This window comes from Desulfopila aestuarii DSM 18488 (assembly GCF_900143695.1).
In the GTDB taxonomy this organism is placed as follows: domain Bacteria; phylum Desulfobacterota; class Desulfobulbia; order Desulfobulbales; family Desulfocapsaceae; genus Desulfopila; species Desulfopila aestuarii.
In genome coordinates this window covers 227,100-241,875 of the sequence record NZ_FRFE01000002.1, presented here as the reverse complement: position 1 = coordinate 241,875, position 14,776 = coordinate 227,100, and the positions used below count along the sequence as shown (strand labels likewise).

The 14,776-nt window shown below is 45.6% G+C and carries 14 protein-coding genes; 8 read left to right on the top strand and 6 right to left on the bottom strand.

The window, feature by feature from the left end; genetic code table 11:
- Nucleotides 1-420: 420 nt before the first annotated feature.
- Nucleotides 421-1,860, bottom strand: coding sequence for an aminodeoxychorismate synthase component I (gene pabB / locus BUF15_RS02890; protein ID WP_073611953.1), 1,440 nt, complete (start codon nucleotides 1,858-1,860; stop codon nucleotides 421-423).
- Entirely contained in the window at nucleotides 1,857-2,453 is a 597-nt protein-coding gene (locus tag BUF15_RS02885; RefSeq protein ID WP_073611952.1) for an anthranilate synthase component II, read from the bottom strand. Before BUF15_RS02885 ends, pabB begins: the two co-directional genes overlap by 4 nt.
- Nucleotides 2,454-2,986: 533 nt before the next feature.
- On the opposite strand from BUF15_RS02885, the gene BUF15_RS02880 reads away from it, so the two are divergent.
- The 7 genes from BUF15_RS02880 to BUF15_RS02850 all read left to right on the top strand — a co-directional run bounded on the left by BUF15_RS02880 (nucleotide 2,987) and on the right by BUF15_RS02850 (nucleotide 8,576).
- Entirely contained in the window at nucleotides 2,987-5,233 is a 2,247-nt protein-coding gene (locus BUF15_RS02880) for a molybdopterin-containing oxidoreductase family protein (protein ID WP_073611951.1), read from the top strand.
- On the top strand, nucleotides 5,226-5,552 hold the full coding sequence (locus BUF15_RS02875) for a 4Fe-4S dicluster domain-containing protein (RefSeq protein ID WP_073611950.1): 327 nt from the start codon (nucleotides 5,226-5,228) through the stop codon (nucleotides 5,550-5,552). The genes BUF15_RS02880 and BUF15_RS02875 overlap by 8 nt, the downstream gene beginning before the upstream one ends.
- A 613-nt stretch (nucleotides 5,553-6,165) precedes the next feature.
- Entirely contained in the window at nucleotides 6,166-6,579 is a 414-nt protein-coding gene (locus tag BUF15_RS02870) for a DUF3592 domain-containing protein (RefSeq protein ID WP_073611949.1), read from the top strand.
- Nucleotides 6,580-6,654: 75 nt separating this feature from the next.
- Nucleotides 6,655-6,960, top strand: coding sequence for an NIPSNAP family protein (locus BUF15_RS02865; protein ID WP_073611948.1), 306 nt, complete (start codon nucleotides 6,655-6,657; stop codon nucleotides 6,958-6,960).
- A 91-nt stretch (nucleotides 6,961-7,051) separates the two neighbouring features.
- On the top strand, nucleotides 7,052-7,528 hold the full coding sequence (locus BUF15_RS02860; RefSeq protein ID WP_073611947.1) for a GNAT family N-acetyltransferase: 477 nt from the start codon (nucleotides 7,052-7,054) through the stop codon (nucleotides 7,526-7,528).
- A gap of 62 nt (nucleotides 7,529-7,590) precedes the next feature.
- Nucleotides 7,591-8,103 (top strand): AAA family ATPase, encoded by a 513-nt coding sequence (locus BUF15_RS02855; RefSeq protein ID WP_073611946.1) that lies wholly within the window; start codon nucleotides 7,591-7,593, stop codon nucleotides 8,101-8,103.
- 176 nt (nucleotides 8,104-8,279) lie between these two features.
- Nucleotides 8,280-8,576 (top strand): hypothetical protein, encoded by a 297-nt coding sequence (locus BUF15_RS02850; protein ID WP_073611945.1) that lies wholly within the window; start codon nucleotides 8,280-8,282, stop codon nucleotides 8,574-8,576.
- 498 nt (nucleotides 8,577-9,074) lie between these two features.
- On the opposite strand, the gene BUF15_RS02845 is transcribed toward BUF15_RS02850, so the two are convergent.
- From BUF15_RS02845 to sucC, 4 genes are all read right to left on the bottom strand, one after another.
- Nucleotides 9,075-9,890 (bottom strand): cytidylate kinase family protein, encoded by an 816-nt coding sequence (locus BUF15_RS02845; protein WP_073611944.1) that lies wholly within the window; start codon nucleotides 9,888-9,890, stop codon nucleotides 9,075-9,077.
- Nucleotides 9,891-9,910: 20 nt separating this feature from the next.
- Nucleotides 9,911-11,194, bottom strand: a complete 1,284-nt coding sequence (locus BUF15_RS02840; protein ID WP_073611943.1) for an L-lactate MFS transporter — start codon at nucleotides 11,192-11,194, stop codon at nucleotides 9,911-9,913.
- Nucleotides 11,195-11,377: 183 nt separating this feature from the next.
- Nucleotides 11,378-12,259 (bottom strand): succinate--CoA ligase subunit alpha, encoded by an 882-nt coding sequence (sucD, locus tag BUF15_RS02835; protein ID WP_073611942.1) that lies wholly within the window; start codon nucleotides 12,257-12,259, stop codon nucleotides 11,378-11,380.
- Nucleotides 12,260-12,291: 32 nt separating this feature from the next.
- Nucleotides 12,292-13,455 (bottom strand): ADP-forming succinate--CoA ligase subunit beta, encoded by a 1,164-nt coding sequence (sucC, locus tag BUF15_RS02830; RefSeq protein WP_073611941.1) that lies wholly within the window; start codon nucleotides 13,453-13,455, stop codon nucleotides 12,292-12,294.
- Between the two features lie 465 nt (nucleotides 13,456-13,920).
- Between sucC and BUF15_RS02820 the strand changes: the two genes are divergently transcribed.
- Nucleotides 13,921-14,577 carry a GntR family transcriptional regulator gene (locus tag BUF15_RS02820; protein WP_073611939.1) on the top strand — a complete coding sequence of 219 codons (657 nt, stop codon included), beginning with the start codon at nucleotides 13,921-13,923 and terminating at the stop codon, nucleotides 14,575-14,577.
- Nucleotides 14,578-14,776 lie beyond the last annotated feature (199 nt).

Genomic DNA, 14,776 nt, shown 5'->3' with positions numbered 1-14,776 from the left:
AGAAGATTTATGGCTCAGATTTGCGAAGTGTTCGTAGAATCGAATCGATAGGGTCGCTGCAGAAATTTTCCGCTGTAATGACTTCTATGCAATTGTTATGACAAGATATGATTGAAAGGTTACCTTTTTTCCTGGCGGAAAAGAGATGTTCTACACATGTTTTAGTCAATTTCAAAAAGGTTCAAGTAAATTTGCACAACAAGTGTTTCATAACGAGACAGTCTCGAGTGCAATAATTTCCAAATTGCTGCTTTTTCATCAAAAAAAGGTCTTTGTCTCATACTTAAACATGTCTCAACATGAGACAAAAACCTTTTTCGTTCTGAGTTGAGTCATTTGGGTGTTAACCAATTCTTGACCAGAGCAGTTGGGGCTGGGTTTGTAAATAATCTTCACGCCATGTTTCAATTCATAGCCTGATTAAGCTCCTCTCAGGCAAGCTTCAATCAGTGTTTTGCCTTTATGAAGAGTTTCTTCATATTCAGATTTGGGGATCGAATCGAAGACAATACCTCCTCCCACTGAAAAAGAGAGGGTGTTGTTGACAACCGTGGCGGTGCGAATGGCAATGGAGAGATCCATGGTGTCGTGAAAGCTCAGGTAGCCGATGCTGCCACAGTACACATGACGGCGGTGGCTTTCCAGCTCATCAATGATTTCCATGGCGCGTATCTTGGGGCATCCGGTGATGGAACCACCTGGAAAGGTGGCCGTGATAAGATCAACGGTGTCTTTGTCGGAATCGAGTTTACCTTCGACGATTGATACTTGATGAAAGACGTTTTGGTATGCTTCCATACGCTTATGCTCGGCAACATGTACGGAAAAAGGTGCGCACACCTTTCCGATATCATTGCGCAGCAGATCTACTATCATGGACAATTCGGCATCATCCTTGGTGCTGCTGATCAGGGCCTGACGCATATCCTGATCCTCAGACGCTGTTTTTCCACGTGGCATGGTACCCTTAATGGGCCGTGCTTCTATCCGTGAACCTGAGCGGAGCAGAAATCGCTCTGGAGATGTAGAGACAATCTGGTGATCGCCGGCTTGAACATAGGCAAAAAATGGCGCAGGATTTTTCTGGTAAAGATGGCTGAACAGCGCAAAAGTATCACCGGAAAAGGGCACTTGAAATCGCTGAGAAAGATTGACCTGGTAAACATCTCCGGCGCTAATGTATTCAAGTATCTGCTGAATTGCCTCTTCGTAACCAGTCTGGCTGAAGTTTGATGTTAATTCATTGAAGCCGTCAGCAGTGGATAACGATTTGGCTGAGCTTTTGGCTGACATAGCATAAAACTGCGCTTTCAGGAAATCCACATCTCGACATGCTGCAGGTGAAACTCCATCACGGTGTGGTATCAATAATTGCGTTGTGTTCGTCTCTTTATCATGCACTACTAACAGTGAGTGGGCATAGAGAAGCATTTCGGGGAGTTTGAGATCATCCACACCGGTGTTCGGAAGTTGTTCGAGACAATTTTTCAAGTCGTAGGAAAGATAGCCTAAAAAACCGGCAGCCAGTGGGGGAGGCCAATCGCCTGTTGGGAGCGTCAGTTGAGTAATGAGCCAACGGAGGAGTTCAAAGGGGTTGCTATCAAGGGTGAACGTTTCCTGATCAATTATAACATTTGCCTGCTGGGTGTCTGCTGACAGGGTCAACCACGGTAATGCGCCCATAATGTGGTAGCGTGCGCAGTCGAGATCCCCGCCGCTGAGTAACACAACGGTGCCAGGTATGTGGGAAAAACGGGCTGCTAATTCTATAAAATCAATATCTAAATCGATGTTCTCGATATGTACACCGGACAGGCGGCCAAGGTGTACGCTAAGATTTTCCTGCGCATCATTTTTCATATTCTCTCCATTGAGCCGAGATTGAGAAAATTCTCTACCATTTGGAATCCGTGGTCTGTGAGAAAGCTTTCAGGATGAAATTGCACTCCATGGAGGGGGGCGTAGCGATGTGATAGCCCCATGATAATTTCGTCTTCGGTACGGGCCGTGATCGTCAGGTCGTCGCGCAAGGCAGACACATCGGGCTGTACAACCAGAGAGTGATAGCGGGCAGCACGAAAGGGCGAGGGGAGACCTTGAAAAACGCCTTGGCCCTGATGGAAAATATCGGAAGTTTTGCCGTGCATTGGCAGGGGGGAGCGAATGGTGAGACCGCCAAATGCTTCATTTATGCATTGCATCCCCAGGCAGACACCTAAGATCGGTACCTTTTGGTACCAAGCTTTAATCAGAGGTATTGAGATGCCGGCACTTGATGGTTCTTTAGGACCGGGACTGATGAGGATATAGTCCGGAGAATAGGAGGCGACGCCATCTAAATCGATCTGATCACTTCGATGTACCTGGATCGTCAACGGGTATTGGCGAAACATCTGTACCAGATTGTAGGTAAACGAGTCGTAATTATCGATAACAAGGAGTTTTGCTGTCATTACCAAATCTCATATATCAGAGCCGTAAATAAAAAAAGCCACCCCAGAGCGAGTCTGGGTGGCTTGGCCTATTACATAACTCGAAATATGCAGATCTGTGATGGCAATCTGCTGCGCTGTTAAAATATTTACCTTCTATTACTCAAAAAAAAATCTACCGTCAAGCGTGGTTGCCTTATTTACAGAAGTGCAGAGTGACATCCTCACATTGCATTGGAAATGACATGTAATGTATGGTACGTTGTGAAAATAATTATTTTGCCAGTAATAATTGCTGTGAATATGAATTTATCTATAGAAGTTAAAAGCTTAACTATTTGTCTTGCGGAATATGCCGGAGAGATCATCTTCGCTGCCTGATGGACTTATACAAAGAATGCTTGATAGAGTTGTCCTTGGCTGTGTGACTTCAAAGTAGCCTTCAGGCAATCGTTGCCTGTCCACAGGCGGAACCGGCATAGATTGTCTCTTTGATTGGCAACCTGCAATAGACCAATGATGCATTTTGACTTCATCATAAATGGAGAGTTTATATGAGTGATACCAAGCTATTCAAAACTGTTACCTGGTCGGCCGGGCCAGGCTGCCATGGCGGATGCGGGCAAAAACTCTATGTTCGGGATGGCAAGGTGGTCAAGGTTGAGGGAGATGAAGACAACCCTTTTAACCAGGGGCGCTCCTGTCCGCGGGTTCTGGCCATGACGCAATATATGTATCATCCTGATCGGATAACCCAACCGCTCAAGCGGGTAGGGAAAAGGGGAGAAGGGAAGTTCGAACCAATCTCCTGGGATGAGGCATTTGATATCTGTGAAAAGAAGATGAAAATCATCAGGGGTGAGTATGGTGCAGAGGCGATGATTTTTGCCCAGGGTACTGGCAGGGACATCGGCGGACCCATCTCTTTTCTCACCTACAGTTACGGCAGCCCCAATTGGGCGCAGCTCGGGCTTTCGGGCCAATCCTGTTATACTCCGCGTCTTGGTGCCATGAAAGCTGTGATGGGCGATTTTACGGTCACCGACTGTTCACAATTTTTAGAAAAACGTTACGAAGATCCCGCCTGGCAGAGGCCTGAGGTGATCATGGTCTGGGGGCAGGACCCGGCGAATGGCTGTCCAGATGCCTTTATGGGGCATTGGGTGGTCGATTGTATGCGCATGGGGACCAAGATTATCTCGGTTGACCCGCGACAAACCTGGATGACGACACGGGCTGAACATCATCTTCAGCTTCGCCCTGGCACAGATGCCGCACTGGCTCTTGGCATGCTCAACGTCATTATCAATAAAGATCTGTATGATGCAGACTTTGTCAGAAACTGGACCCACGGTTTTGCTAAGTTGCGGGAACGGGTACAGGAATATCCTCTGGACAAAGTTGCAGCCATTACAGGTGTACCGGCAGAGTCAATTGAGGCAGCCGCAACTTTTTACGCAAAAAGTAAACCTGCAGCGGTGCATTGGGGAGTACCGGTGGACATGTCGCCTGAAGGTACTTCGGTGGCGCATGCCATTATCTGTCTCTGGTCAGTAACCGGTAATATCGATGTGCCTGGTGGAAATGTCATTGCCCGACCGTCCCATGGTGTCTCCTCCTATCCATATTCTACTGAGGAGTTGGTGGAACTTTACGGTGAGGAGCTTGTACAGAAGCTGACAAAAAAACGGATCGGCGCCGATGTTTATCCCATGGTGAAGAATTTCCGTGGCTGGGCTCAACCGGATATGGCCATTGATCAGATCAACAGCGGTAAACCATATCCGATCAAAGGTGCCTGGATACAGACAGCCAACATCCTCGGTGGCCAGGCGGCACGGGCAAGGTTACACTATGACGCGCTGAAAAAACTGGATTTTGTTGTGGTTGTCGACCTGTTTCATAATCCAACCTCTATGGCCTTGGCCGATATTTTTCTGCCCGCAGCCACCTTTGCCGAAAAAGACAGTTTCAGGGCCTGGTGGGCACCACTGGCGGTGATTAAGAAACGTGTACAGGTTGGTGAGTGCAAGTCTGACTGGGAAATAAATTTTGAGATGGCCAAACGGTTCAATCCGGAAGGCATGCAGAGATGGAATTCGGTGGAAGATCTCTTTAATGAACGGCTGGCATCGTCGGGCATGACCTTCAAGGAGATCCAGGACAAGGGTGGCTGGGTGATGCCCGAAGAAGGACCGTGCAAGCCATACCTTCGTCATGAGCGGGGGCAACTGCGCAAAGACGGTAGCCCTGGTTTTCAGACCGAATCGGGCAAGGTCGAACTCTACTGCACGACCTATGAATCCTGGGGGCTCGATCCACTGCCCCATTATGTTGAACCACCCCAGAGCCCAACGGCCACGCCTGAGCTGTTTGCCAAGTATCCGCTTATCATGATTACCGGGGCCCGCAGTCAGCTGTTTTTCCACTCCGAGCATCGTGGTATCCCATGGTTAAGAGAAAAAGAACCTGATCCGTTGGTGCAGGTCCATCCCGATACTGCGAGGAAATTTAATATCTACGATGGGGAATGGATCCATATCAAAAATGATATGGGCAAAGTGAAGCGTAAGGTGAAAATTACCCGCAAGGTGCATCCCGAGAATATACAAACCCTTCATGGCTGGTGGTTGCCAGAGTTAAAAGGTCCTGAGCCTGATCTGTTTGGCGTCTGGGACTATCAGATCAACCAGCTCATTCCGGGCCCCCAGTGCAGCACATCCGGTTTTGGCGGGGGGCAGTATAAAACAACGCTGGTCACCTTGGAGAAGATCGGGAATATGGGAGAGAACAATGGCTAAATACGGTTTACTGATTGATTATAACTATTGCACCGGATGTCATAGCTGTGAGGTCGCCTGTCAGCAGGAGCATGGCTACCCTGAAGGAAAAACCGGTATTAAAGTGGCAGAGTTTGAATATGAGACATTCAAAGGTCTGGCCATCGATTTTCTTCCATATCCTACAGATCTTTGTGATCTGTGTGTCAGCAGACAGAAAAATGGTGAGCGGCCTGCCTGTGTGAAACATTGTCAGTCACGCTGTATGGAGTTCGGGTTGCTTGGTGAACTTGTTACGACCATGGAGAAAGGGCATAAGATGGTAATCTTTGCTCCTTGATTTCTTTTTTGAAAGATAATGCTCGCTCATCAGCGATCTGTTTTCTAAACGTTTTTTCTCAAGTTGCGTATAACTATAGTCTTTGTTCTTTATGACTTGGCCCGGGGACCCCTCCCGGGCCAATTTTTCCTGGGCTCGCGCGGGCCATTATTGACGGCCTGTAGAGTTTGATCAAAAATATGTACTACTCAACAAGCTGATTATGTAGTTATTTTGAAAATAGGTACGTTATTTTGCAATTATTGCGGTGCGGCATAATGAGGGATATTTCGTATTATATTGAGCCATTACAGTGAAAAACATAGCAAATATAGAGTTCTCTGGGGCATATGGACAATGATTCTGCGTATTATATGGATCCATATAATATGTAAATAACCGGTTAATGTAGCTGTACCTTATTGCCGTGTTTTTGCTTGCTTCGACGAAAATGATAAGCTATTATTTTAAATTACTAAAATATTTCTGGTACATGGGTGATTGATAGGGTAAGGCCACTTGGGTTGATTGGACTTGGGTTACTTGATGTTGAAGTGACTCAATGTGAGAAATCTGGGTGGCAAATCCCCAAAATGCTTCGTCTATATATTAAACGTTATCTAATGGAAATATAATGGAAACTTTACTTGTAAACATCCTTATGTATTTCCCAGATATTATGTTCGTTATTGGAGTTGGTAACTTTATAAAAAGGATACTCTTTTTTAAAAATACAATCACAACATTTGGTGATGTCACAGGAATAGAAGAACGTAAAATTCGATATGTGTCGGGTAATTCGTGGGGCAATAGAATCGTTTACCATCCAATTATATACTTTCATGATAAGTCTGGTAAAAGATATAGGTGTATACCAGGAATGCTCGGAAGATTTATGTCCTATAACACAGGAGAAAAAGTTCCTGTAATTTACAGAGAGTCAGATCCTATTAAATCCATGGTTGACAGTTTTTTTATTGTGTGGACAATACCTACATTACTTTTGATAGTTGGGGTAACTGCAATTTTTTTGAAATATAATATATAGATAACAAGGCGTTTCTACGGAAGCCGCAAAAGACGCGGCTCCCGCAGAACTCACCGTTAACTTCAGAAAAAAAATATGATCACCTGTCATTTGAAATACATTATCGATCCGTATAAAATTCATGAATTTGAAGATTACGCCAAAATGTGGATACCACTCGTCAATAAGTTCGGTGGTACTCATCATGGGTATTTTCTCCCACATGAAGGTGCAAACAATATTGCTTATGCACTTTTTAGTTTCCAAAGTTTGGCAACATATGAAGAATACAGGGAGAAGATCAAAACCGATGAAGCCTGCATTAAAGCTTTCAAACATGCTGACGAAACACGGTGTATTATCAGTTTCGAAAGAAGTTTTATGAAGCCAATATTTAAATAAATCATATAAAATCAGATATGTAATTACCAGTTGTACCGAACTCGCAGAGCTGACCGGTCAACTTTTCGTGTTATCTTTTACGTACAAAAATATGTTCTTTAATACTAGAAATGTGAACTTAGGCGATCATCAGAAAATAATTGATGTAATGCCTAACTGGTGGGGTGGCAGAGATCTCACTTCAGGCTTATCGAAAATTTATTTTATTCATTTTCAAAACAGCAGTTTCGTTACATTGAATGATGGTAATATTATTGGTTTTCTAATTGGCTTCATGTCTCAAAGTATAAAAAATCAGGCATATATTCAGCTTGCTGGGGTGGATCCAAACTTTAGAAAGCAAGGTGTAGCAAAAATGCTTTATAATGAGTTTTATGAAATATGCAAAAAGTCATCAATAAGTACCGTTACTTCATGTACATCACCTGTCAATGAACTTTCTATAAAATTCCATCAAAGCATGGGTTTCGAAATTTTAAAAGGAGATTGTATTGAAAATGGTTATGAGATAACCAGTAATTATCTTGGAGAAGGAAACCATAAAGTACTATTTAAAAAAGATATTTAAGGTGGCAAGCTAATAAACCGGACGCAAACAATGGCACTGGTTGTCACATCGTTGCTAGAGAAATGAAAATCATAATAACTGGTAACTCAGGTAGCGGTAAAACATGGCTGGCAGAAAAACTATGCAATAATCAAGCAACATTAGTTAGTTTAGATGATTTTTTTTGGAAGCCAGATGATTTTAATATAAAAAGAGAAAAAAGAGAAATAGATAGTTTAATCAAGGAAAGTCAAAAAAAACACGAATGGGTGGTCGAAGGCGTTTTTGGTGAACTTATAAATTACTACATTCCAGAAGCACAAGAATTGATTTGGCTGGATATGCCTTGGCAGTTATGTCATAAGCGACTTATACAAAGAGTCTCTGAAAGCAAAAAACATATGAATCGTACTCAATCGACTGTAAGTATAAAAAGACTCATTGAGTGGGCTCAAAATTATTACACCCGGACAGATTTAAAATCCAGAATTGGCCATAAGAAAATCTATGACTCATTTATAGGCTCAAAATTAATACTTAGATCTCAAGAAGAGACCGATAATTATATAGAAAGTTTTCACAACCAAAGAGAATAATTGAGGATAGACCCCAGCAAATTACCCATTCATCATGAATGGCAAGAGAATTCAGAAGAACAAGGAGGAAATTTTAATTGTACAATTTTTGACAAGTTGAGAACGTCCCAGTTTGCTTTTGCTTTTTATCGCTGGATGGTGCTGCAATAACAAATAAATTTTGTGAGGAGGACGCCATGGAAAGCTGGTATGCACTTGAAGTAGAAAACGGAGTGAAATACAAAAAACTGAGATCAAGACTCCTGATGACGTTTGATGCCCTTTACTTAAAGCTGGGAGCTCCTCGTAATATGGGTGTTTATTCGAAAACGGACGCAGAAAAAAACATCGTCACGCTCTATTTTACTCCGGTAACAAGAACAATTGCTGAAAAGTTCGGAGCTGCAGAGTGTGAAGCCCCAGCAAAAGCCGGCTTAGAGTTAAATATGGGTCCAGATACCTGCCTGGAGTTCTATTCCGTTGAAGCACCATAATGGTGCTATTATTCCCATAGGTGGCCTGCCTGGGTGAAACACTGTCAGTCTGGTTGCATGGAGGTTGAGTTGCCTGGGGAACGTGTTATGACCATGGAGAAAGGGCATATGATGGTCTCTATGCTCCCTGGATACGTTGCCTGTCAAAGAAAGAGAATTGACTGATTGTAATGATCTGGCCCGGGATGATACTCCCGGGCCAATTTTTTTGGATAAGTGGCTTTGGTCTGTCTGAAGAGATGAGGGAAACAAGTCTCGCCAAAAACTTCTTTCTGATTACTCCGAAAGCTCCGCTACATGAAGTGAGGGGTAAGGAGTGAGGAACGCCTGCATGAAATGATAGTGCTCGTTCCAACAAGATGAAAGTAGTAGAGATTTTGTCGAGTAACCACTTCCCAATATGTCACGCTTTCCACCTTACACCTCACACCTCACACCTAACCTTATTCGGCTGAGAATGAGGGGTAATCAAAAACGTCTTTGCTGAACAGGTTGGAATTACCACACCCACGCCAGGCCGACGCGAAGATTATCCGTTACCTCTTTCACGCCGTTAACGTTCCGAGCGATGTCAATTATTGCTTCGGAAACTTTCCGTGAACCGACTTCTCCATGTATTGCCACGTGTCCGTCGTCGGCGGTTATCTGGACTTGAACCGCACGGGTAGGGCGGTTCATGGTCAGCGCAGCCCAGACATTTGAGCTGAGGATGATGTCGTTCATACTGCGGGTCGTGGTATCATCAACCGTGAACTCATCGAGTCGGCTCATTTGGGCAATGGTGTCAACGGCGCTGTCAAGGCTTATTGAATTGAGATTAATAGCCACATCATAAAGAGAAGGATCGCTCCATTCTGTGCCGAGAACCTCAATTGCCCATTTGTCCCGCTTTCTATCCAGAGTGTCGACCATTTCCGAGGCGTGAGCATGGTCAATGTTGTGGTCCTCCATTGCGGCGTTAATTCGGTATTCACGGCTGGCAATGGTCCGGACCCTGAGCATCTTTTTTACCCCTCTTAAGAGCAGATCACCTGCTAGCCCATGATAGACAAGTTCAAGGTTTTCAATCTGCTGGAGCAGCGCTGCGCGGACAAAATTCACATTAGCTGTAGAGATAGGAACATCTCCACGGAAAATGGTCGGTGCCTCTTCCATCGCATCTGTCAGTTGACCTTCTTTGAGATCAAAGAGCTGCGTTGCTTTCTGGATAAGCATTTCACGGCTCAAGCAAGGGTGATTGAGCTTCTGAGCAAGTTTCTCAGCAACGGCCTTGCCGCCACTGTATGTCCCTCTGGAGATGGTGATAATTGCCATAATTCCCTCACGTAATGTGGTTAAAGGGTACGAGGCGGTCCCATTCGTAAACTGACCAGGGCCAGTATCGCCGAGGCGGCCATCATGCAAATGATCATAATGTAGGAAATGTCAGGTTTCCCGGTAATGTCCTGTAGGAGGCCGTTAAGCCATGGCATAATGAGGCCAGCTGTTCCAAATGCACTGAAGAGGAGGCCGTAATTGAAACCAAAGTTGTTGATACCGTAATAATCTTTGCAGGTTGCGGGAAAAAGCGTGTGGTTGGAGCCGTAATTCAAACCAATCATGAATACCACAAAAAGCACAATTGGCCAGGAACCTCCACCCGACTTGGTAAGCCAGAAGAGCAGGCTGACTATCAGCCCCTGGCAGACAAATTCTGCAAAGAGCGTTGCCATCCGGCCAATTTTATCAGATATGAATCCGGCCAGAAGGCGGCCCCCCGTATTGCCGAAAGAAAGGACAATGACGGCTAAAAATGCCCAGGTTCCAAGCGTCTTTTTGCCAAGATCACTGGCGACGCTGATAAAGATCAGACCAGTGGATGAACCGGCAAAAAACATGCAGAACAACAACCAGAACTGGACAGTGGCGAGCATCTGTTTCCATGTTGCATCGGCACTCGGAATGTTTTTGGGTTTACTGCTGTGTATCTGCTTTTCAGGTGTTGGTGAGAAACCTAAGGGGGGCGTACGGATGAGCGACACGAGGGTTCCCACCACCAGCCAGATGCCAAGACCGAGAACGATCATGGTGGCAGGTACGCCTTTTTCGATAACACCCTGGCTGTTCGTTGTCTGGAAAAAGGTGAGAGCCCAGGCGCTGATTGGTGCTAAAAATACCGGAGCCAGGCCGCTTCCGGAAACAACGATACCGACAATGAGACCGGTTTTTTCAGGGGGAAACCATTTCATCGCTGTGGGTGTCAGGGCGCTGTAACCGAATCCGACACCGGTCCCGGTAATGATGCCGAAACCTATGACATAGGCGAGAAGAGAGTTGCCGCCAAGTCCACAGATAATACAACCAAGGCCGGTTAAAAATCCTCCTATCATTATTATGAGACGGGGTCCAATCCGATCCTGCAGGCGACCGGCCGGTACCATAGCTATTGAAAAAGCGATAGCCATGATGGAATAGGGCAGGGCTTTATCTGCATTGGACCAGCCCCAGGCATCGGGAATACCGGCCTTCACGACACTCCAGACGTAAAGAATACCCAGCACCAGGCCGATGCCTGTGGCGCCGACAGTCGTCAGCCAGCCACGTGAGATGGTGATGGTAATATGGGTTGAAGAATTCATGATGCGAAAATTACTCTCCGTTATTGCTTATGATGTCTGCGGGGTACAGATAGAGCGATTTGTATACGTTTTTCTTTGCTATGAGACGCATACAGGGTGCGACTCATTCAAGTCACACCCTGTACGATTTATCACGTTGTATTGTACTATGAGTTCTCGTGACTGGTGTCTTGCAGAACGCTTTTAGACAGCATTTGCAAAGGCATCGACACAAACTTTGCCAAGCGACCCAAGGTTCTCACAAACATGAATGCCGTTCGCCTTCATGGCCTCAATCTTCGCCTGACCGGTTCCGCTGCCGCCACTGATAATGGCTCCGGCGTGACCCATACGACGTCCTGGAGGAGCGGTTAGACCGGCGATAAAACCGACTACTGGTTTGGTGACATGTTGCTTGATGAAGTCAGCTGCCTCCTCTTCGGCGCTTCCACCTATTTCACCGACCATGACAATCCCTTTTGTTTCGTCATCTTGCTCAAATGCTTTGAGGCAATCGATAAAGTTGGTGCCGTTTACAGGGTCACCGCCAATTCCGATGCAGGTCGTCTGTCCTATACCTTCGCGAGTCAATTGGTGGACAACCTCATAGGTGAGGGTGCCGGACCGGGATACAACGCCTATCGGTCCGCCTGGTTTATGGATGGCTGCGGGCATGATGCCAATCTTGCATGAGCCTGGGGTGATGATGCCCGGGCAGTTCGGTCCGATTAATCGTGTAGAAGAGCCTGTCATGTAGTTCTTCACCCGCATCATGTCCAGAACCGGGATACCTTCAGTGATGCAGACAACAAGATCAATACCAGCGTCGACTGCTTCCTGAATAGAGTCGGCAGCAAAAGCGGGAGGTACGAAAATCAGGCTGCAGTTGGCACCGGTAGCCTCGGCCGCCGATTTGACAGTATTAAATACCGGCACATCGTCCATCATCATGCCGCCTTTCCCAGGTGTTACCCCGGCGACGATTTTTGTGCCGTAGGCTATACACTGGCGTGAATGGAACTGTCCCTCTTTGCCGGTGATTCCCTGGACGAGAACCTTCGTTTCGTTATTTACAAATATACTCATGTCGTAATGCCTCGTATGTGGTTTTCCTGTTTTCAGCTTCGAGCAATCTCGGCAATTTTGGCAGCTGCATCAGCAAGATCGATAGCCGTAATGAGATTGAGACCTGATTCGGCAAGTATCCGGCGCCCTTCATCTACATTCGTTCCTTCCATTCGAACGACAACCGGTACCTTGAGGTCGACTTTTTTCGCAGCCTGCACAACACCTTGAGCCAAGACGTCGCAACGCAGGATTCCTCCGAAAATATTGATCAGAATTCCTTTGACGTTTGGATCGCTCAGGATAAGACGAAAACCATTCTCCACCATTTCAGCATCTGCACCACCACCGACATCAAGGAAATTGGCGGGTTCGGCACCAGCCTGCTTAATGATGTCCATGGTCGCCATTGCAAGTCCGGCACCGTTGACCATGTTGCCGATATTGCCTGATAAGTTTATATAGTTGAGGTTATATTTGGATGCTTCAACCTCGAGGGGATCCTCCTCGTCAAGATCTCGATACTCAAGGAGTGCCTTATGGCGAAACAGCGCATTGGAGTCAAAATTGATTTTCGCATCCAAGGCGATAATGGCTTTCTCAGCAGTAATGATGAGCGGATTGATTTCGAGCAGAGAGCAATCGTAGTCAATAAAAAGTCTGTAGAGGTTGCTGAGTAAGGCAAAAGCCGGCTTGAGCAGCTCTTTTTCAAGGTTAAGACCAAAACATATCTCCCTGCAGTGGTATGGCTGAATGGTTCCCAGGGGGTTGATATAGGTTTTGATGATTTTCTCAGGTGTTTTTTCGGCAACTTCCTCGATGTTCATACCACCGGCTTCACTGGCCATTATGACAATCTTGCCAGTGGCACGGTCTGCAACCAGACTTAAATACAGCTCCTTGGCAATATTCAATCCCTGCTCAACGAGGACAGTTTTCACCTGTTGCCCTTCCGGGCCGGTCTGGTGCGTGACCAGGTTCATGCCAATTATCTCCGAGGCAAGGACCTTAACCTCATCCATGGAGCTGGCAAGTTTTACGCCGCCGCCTAAACCCCGCCCTCCAGCATGAATCTGGGCTTTAACAACAACTGGAAACTGACCGAGGGAAGAAGCGACTTGCTGGGCAGCTTCAACATTTGTAGCCGTTCCGCCTTCAGGCACAGGAATATCGTACTGCCTGAATAATTCTTTTGCTTGATACTCGTGAATCTTCATGCGTTCTCCTTAATGAGCTAAGTATCCGACATTATATAGATGTCAGTTTGATTTCTTTTTCGGTGCTAACAGGTAACAGCAACACTGGATATGAAAGAATCTTGCCAATGCGCCAATTGCATGCAATATTGCACGCAGTCGGAGAAGTGTCAAGAATTTCCTTATATGATAATTGATCCAAAAAGACGACAAAAAGTGCATATTTTATATGGATAGGGTGAAGAAAAATAAAGGTTGAAACGGTAGGTCATTGTTATGGTTGGCGGAGGCTGGAAGTTGCATTATTAACGATGATTGACACATGTCAGGAGGAATAGTAAAATGCAAAGTTGCGTGTTATCTATGAATTTGGCACAGAATTCATACTGATGGAAGAGCTCATGGTTCATGAGCATGAGACGTTGCTTGCGGTTGGAAAGCTGAAAGCATATGTAAATATGTATCATAATATTAAAATAATAGAGTATGGCAATCAAAAAAAACAAGAATCTCTCCTTAAAGGTGTACAACCGAATCATTGAGCTGATGCTCAATTACGAGATAGTCCCGGGGCAACGATTAGTTTTCGTCGATCTGGCCAAACAGCTTCAGGTGAGCCGGACACCGGTAAATAATGCCTTAGGGATGCTTGCTCAGGAGGGGTATCTTGATTTTGTTCCGAACCAGGGATATTCAGTTCACAAAATGACGCAGAAAGAGGCTGAGGATCTGTATGAAATCCGTGAAGTGCTGGAGGTCGGGTTTATCAGCCAGGCGATCCGGAATATGACTGATCAAGGATTGCAGAAGGTTGAAAAACAGAAAATCGCCTACGAAAATGCTATTTCCAATCAGGTTACCCGGAAGATGTTCATTCTTGACACAGAGTTCCACGTGGCAATAATGGAAATGACGGGTAATGAGCTGTTCGTTCGCAGATACAGAGATTTGTCGCAAAAGATCTTCCTGCGTTTCCGCACAGATGATCTGATAATGAGTCGGATCGAGGCGATCCGGAATGAGCACCATGAGCTTTATGAGGCGATACGCCTCAAAGATGTGGAACTGGCCAAAGAAAGGATTCGAGCCCATTACAGGAACTCAAAGCAATCCTTGTTCCCTATCATTTTCGCAAAAGAATAACGTAACGGTTCGATTTTCCCGACTCCACAAGTCCATTGTTCACGCTACCGGTTTGTTGAAAAGCCAGACCGGTAGCAAGCAGGTATCAGGGGCGGTGGCGGTGCAGTACTTATCCCGCAATGAAGATTACCTTAACCAGGAATTGAATTCGCCCTGGCAGAAAAATCGACAAGCATATGCAGTGAAAGCCGGTTTTCAC

Coding starts and splice junctions, on each gene's coding strand:
- BUF15_RS02855 (WP_073611946.1), top strand. CDS start 7,591: ATGAAAATCATAATAACTGGTAACTCAGGTAGCGGTAAAACATGGCTG.
- BUF15_RS02870 (WP_073611949.1), top strand. CDS start 6,166: ATGGAAACTTTACTTGTAAACATCCTTATGTATTTCCCAGATATTATG.
- BUF15_RS02840 (WP_073611943.1), bottom strand. CDS start 11,194: ATGAATTCTTCAACCCATATTACCATCACCATCTCACGTGGCTGGCTG.
- sucC (WP_073611941.1), bottom strand. CDS start 13,455: ATGAAGATTCACGAGTATCAAGCAAAAGAATTATTCAGGCAGTACGAT.
- BUF15_RS02820 (WP_073611939.1), top strand. CDS start 13,921: ATGGCAATCAAAAAAAACAAGAATCTCTCCTTAAAGGTGTACAACCGA.
- sucD (WP_073611942.1), bottom strand. CDS start 12,259: ATGAGTATATTTGTAAATAACGAAACGAAGGTTCTCGTCCAGGGAATC.
- pabB (WP_073611953.1), bottom strand. CDS start 1,860: ATGAAAAATGATGCGCAGGAAAATCTTAGCGTACACCTTGGCCGCCTG.
- BUF15_RS02880 (WP_073611951.1), top strand. CDS start 2,987: ATGAGTGATACCAAGCTATTCAAAACTGTTACCTGGTCGGCCGGGCCA.
- BUF15_RS02885 (WP_073611952.1), bottom strand. CDS start 2,453: ATGACAGCAAAACTCCTTGTTATCGATAATTACGACTCGTTTACCTAC.
- BUF15_RS02865 (WP_073611948.1), top strand. CDS start 6,655: ATGATCACCTGTCATTTGAAATACATTATCGATCCGTATAAAATTCAT.
- BUF15_RS02845 (WP_073611944.1), bottom strand. CDS start 9,890: ATGGCAATTATCACCATCTCCAGAGGGACATACAGTGGCGGCAAGGCC.
- BUF15_RS02875 (WP_073611950.1), top strand. CDS start 5,226: ATGGCTAAATACGGTTTACTGATTGATTATAACTATTGCACCGGATGT.
- BUF15_RS02860 (WP_073611947.1), top strand. CDS start 7,052: ATGTTCTTTAATACTAGAAATGTGAACTTAGGCGATCATCAGAAAATA.
- BUF15_RS02850 (WP_073611945.1), top strand. CDS start 8,280: ATGGAAAGCTGGTATGCACTTGAAGTAGAAAACGGAGTGAAATACAAA.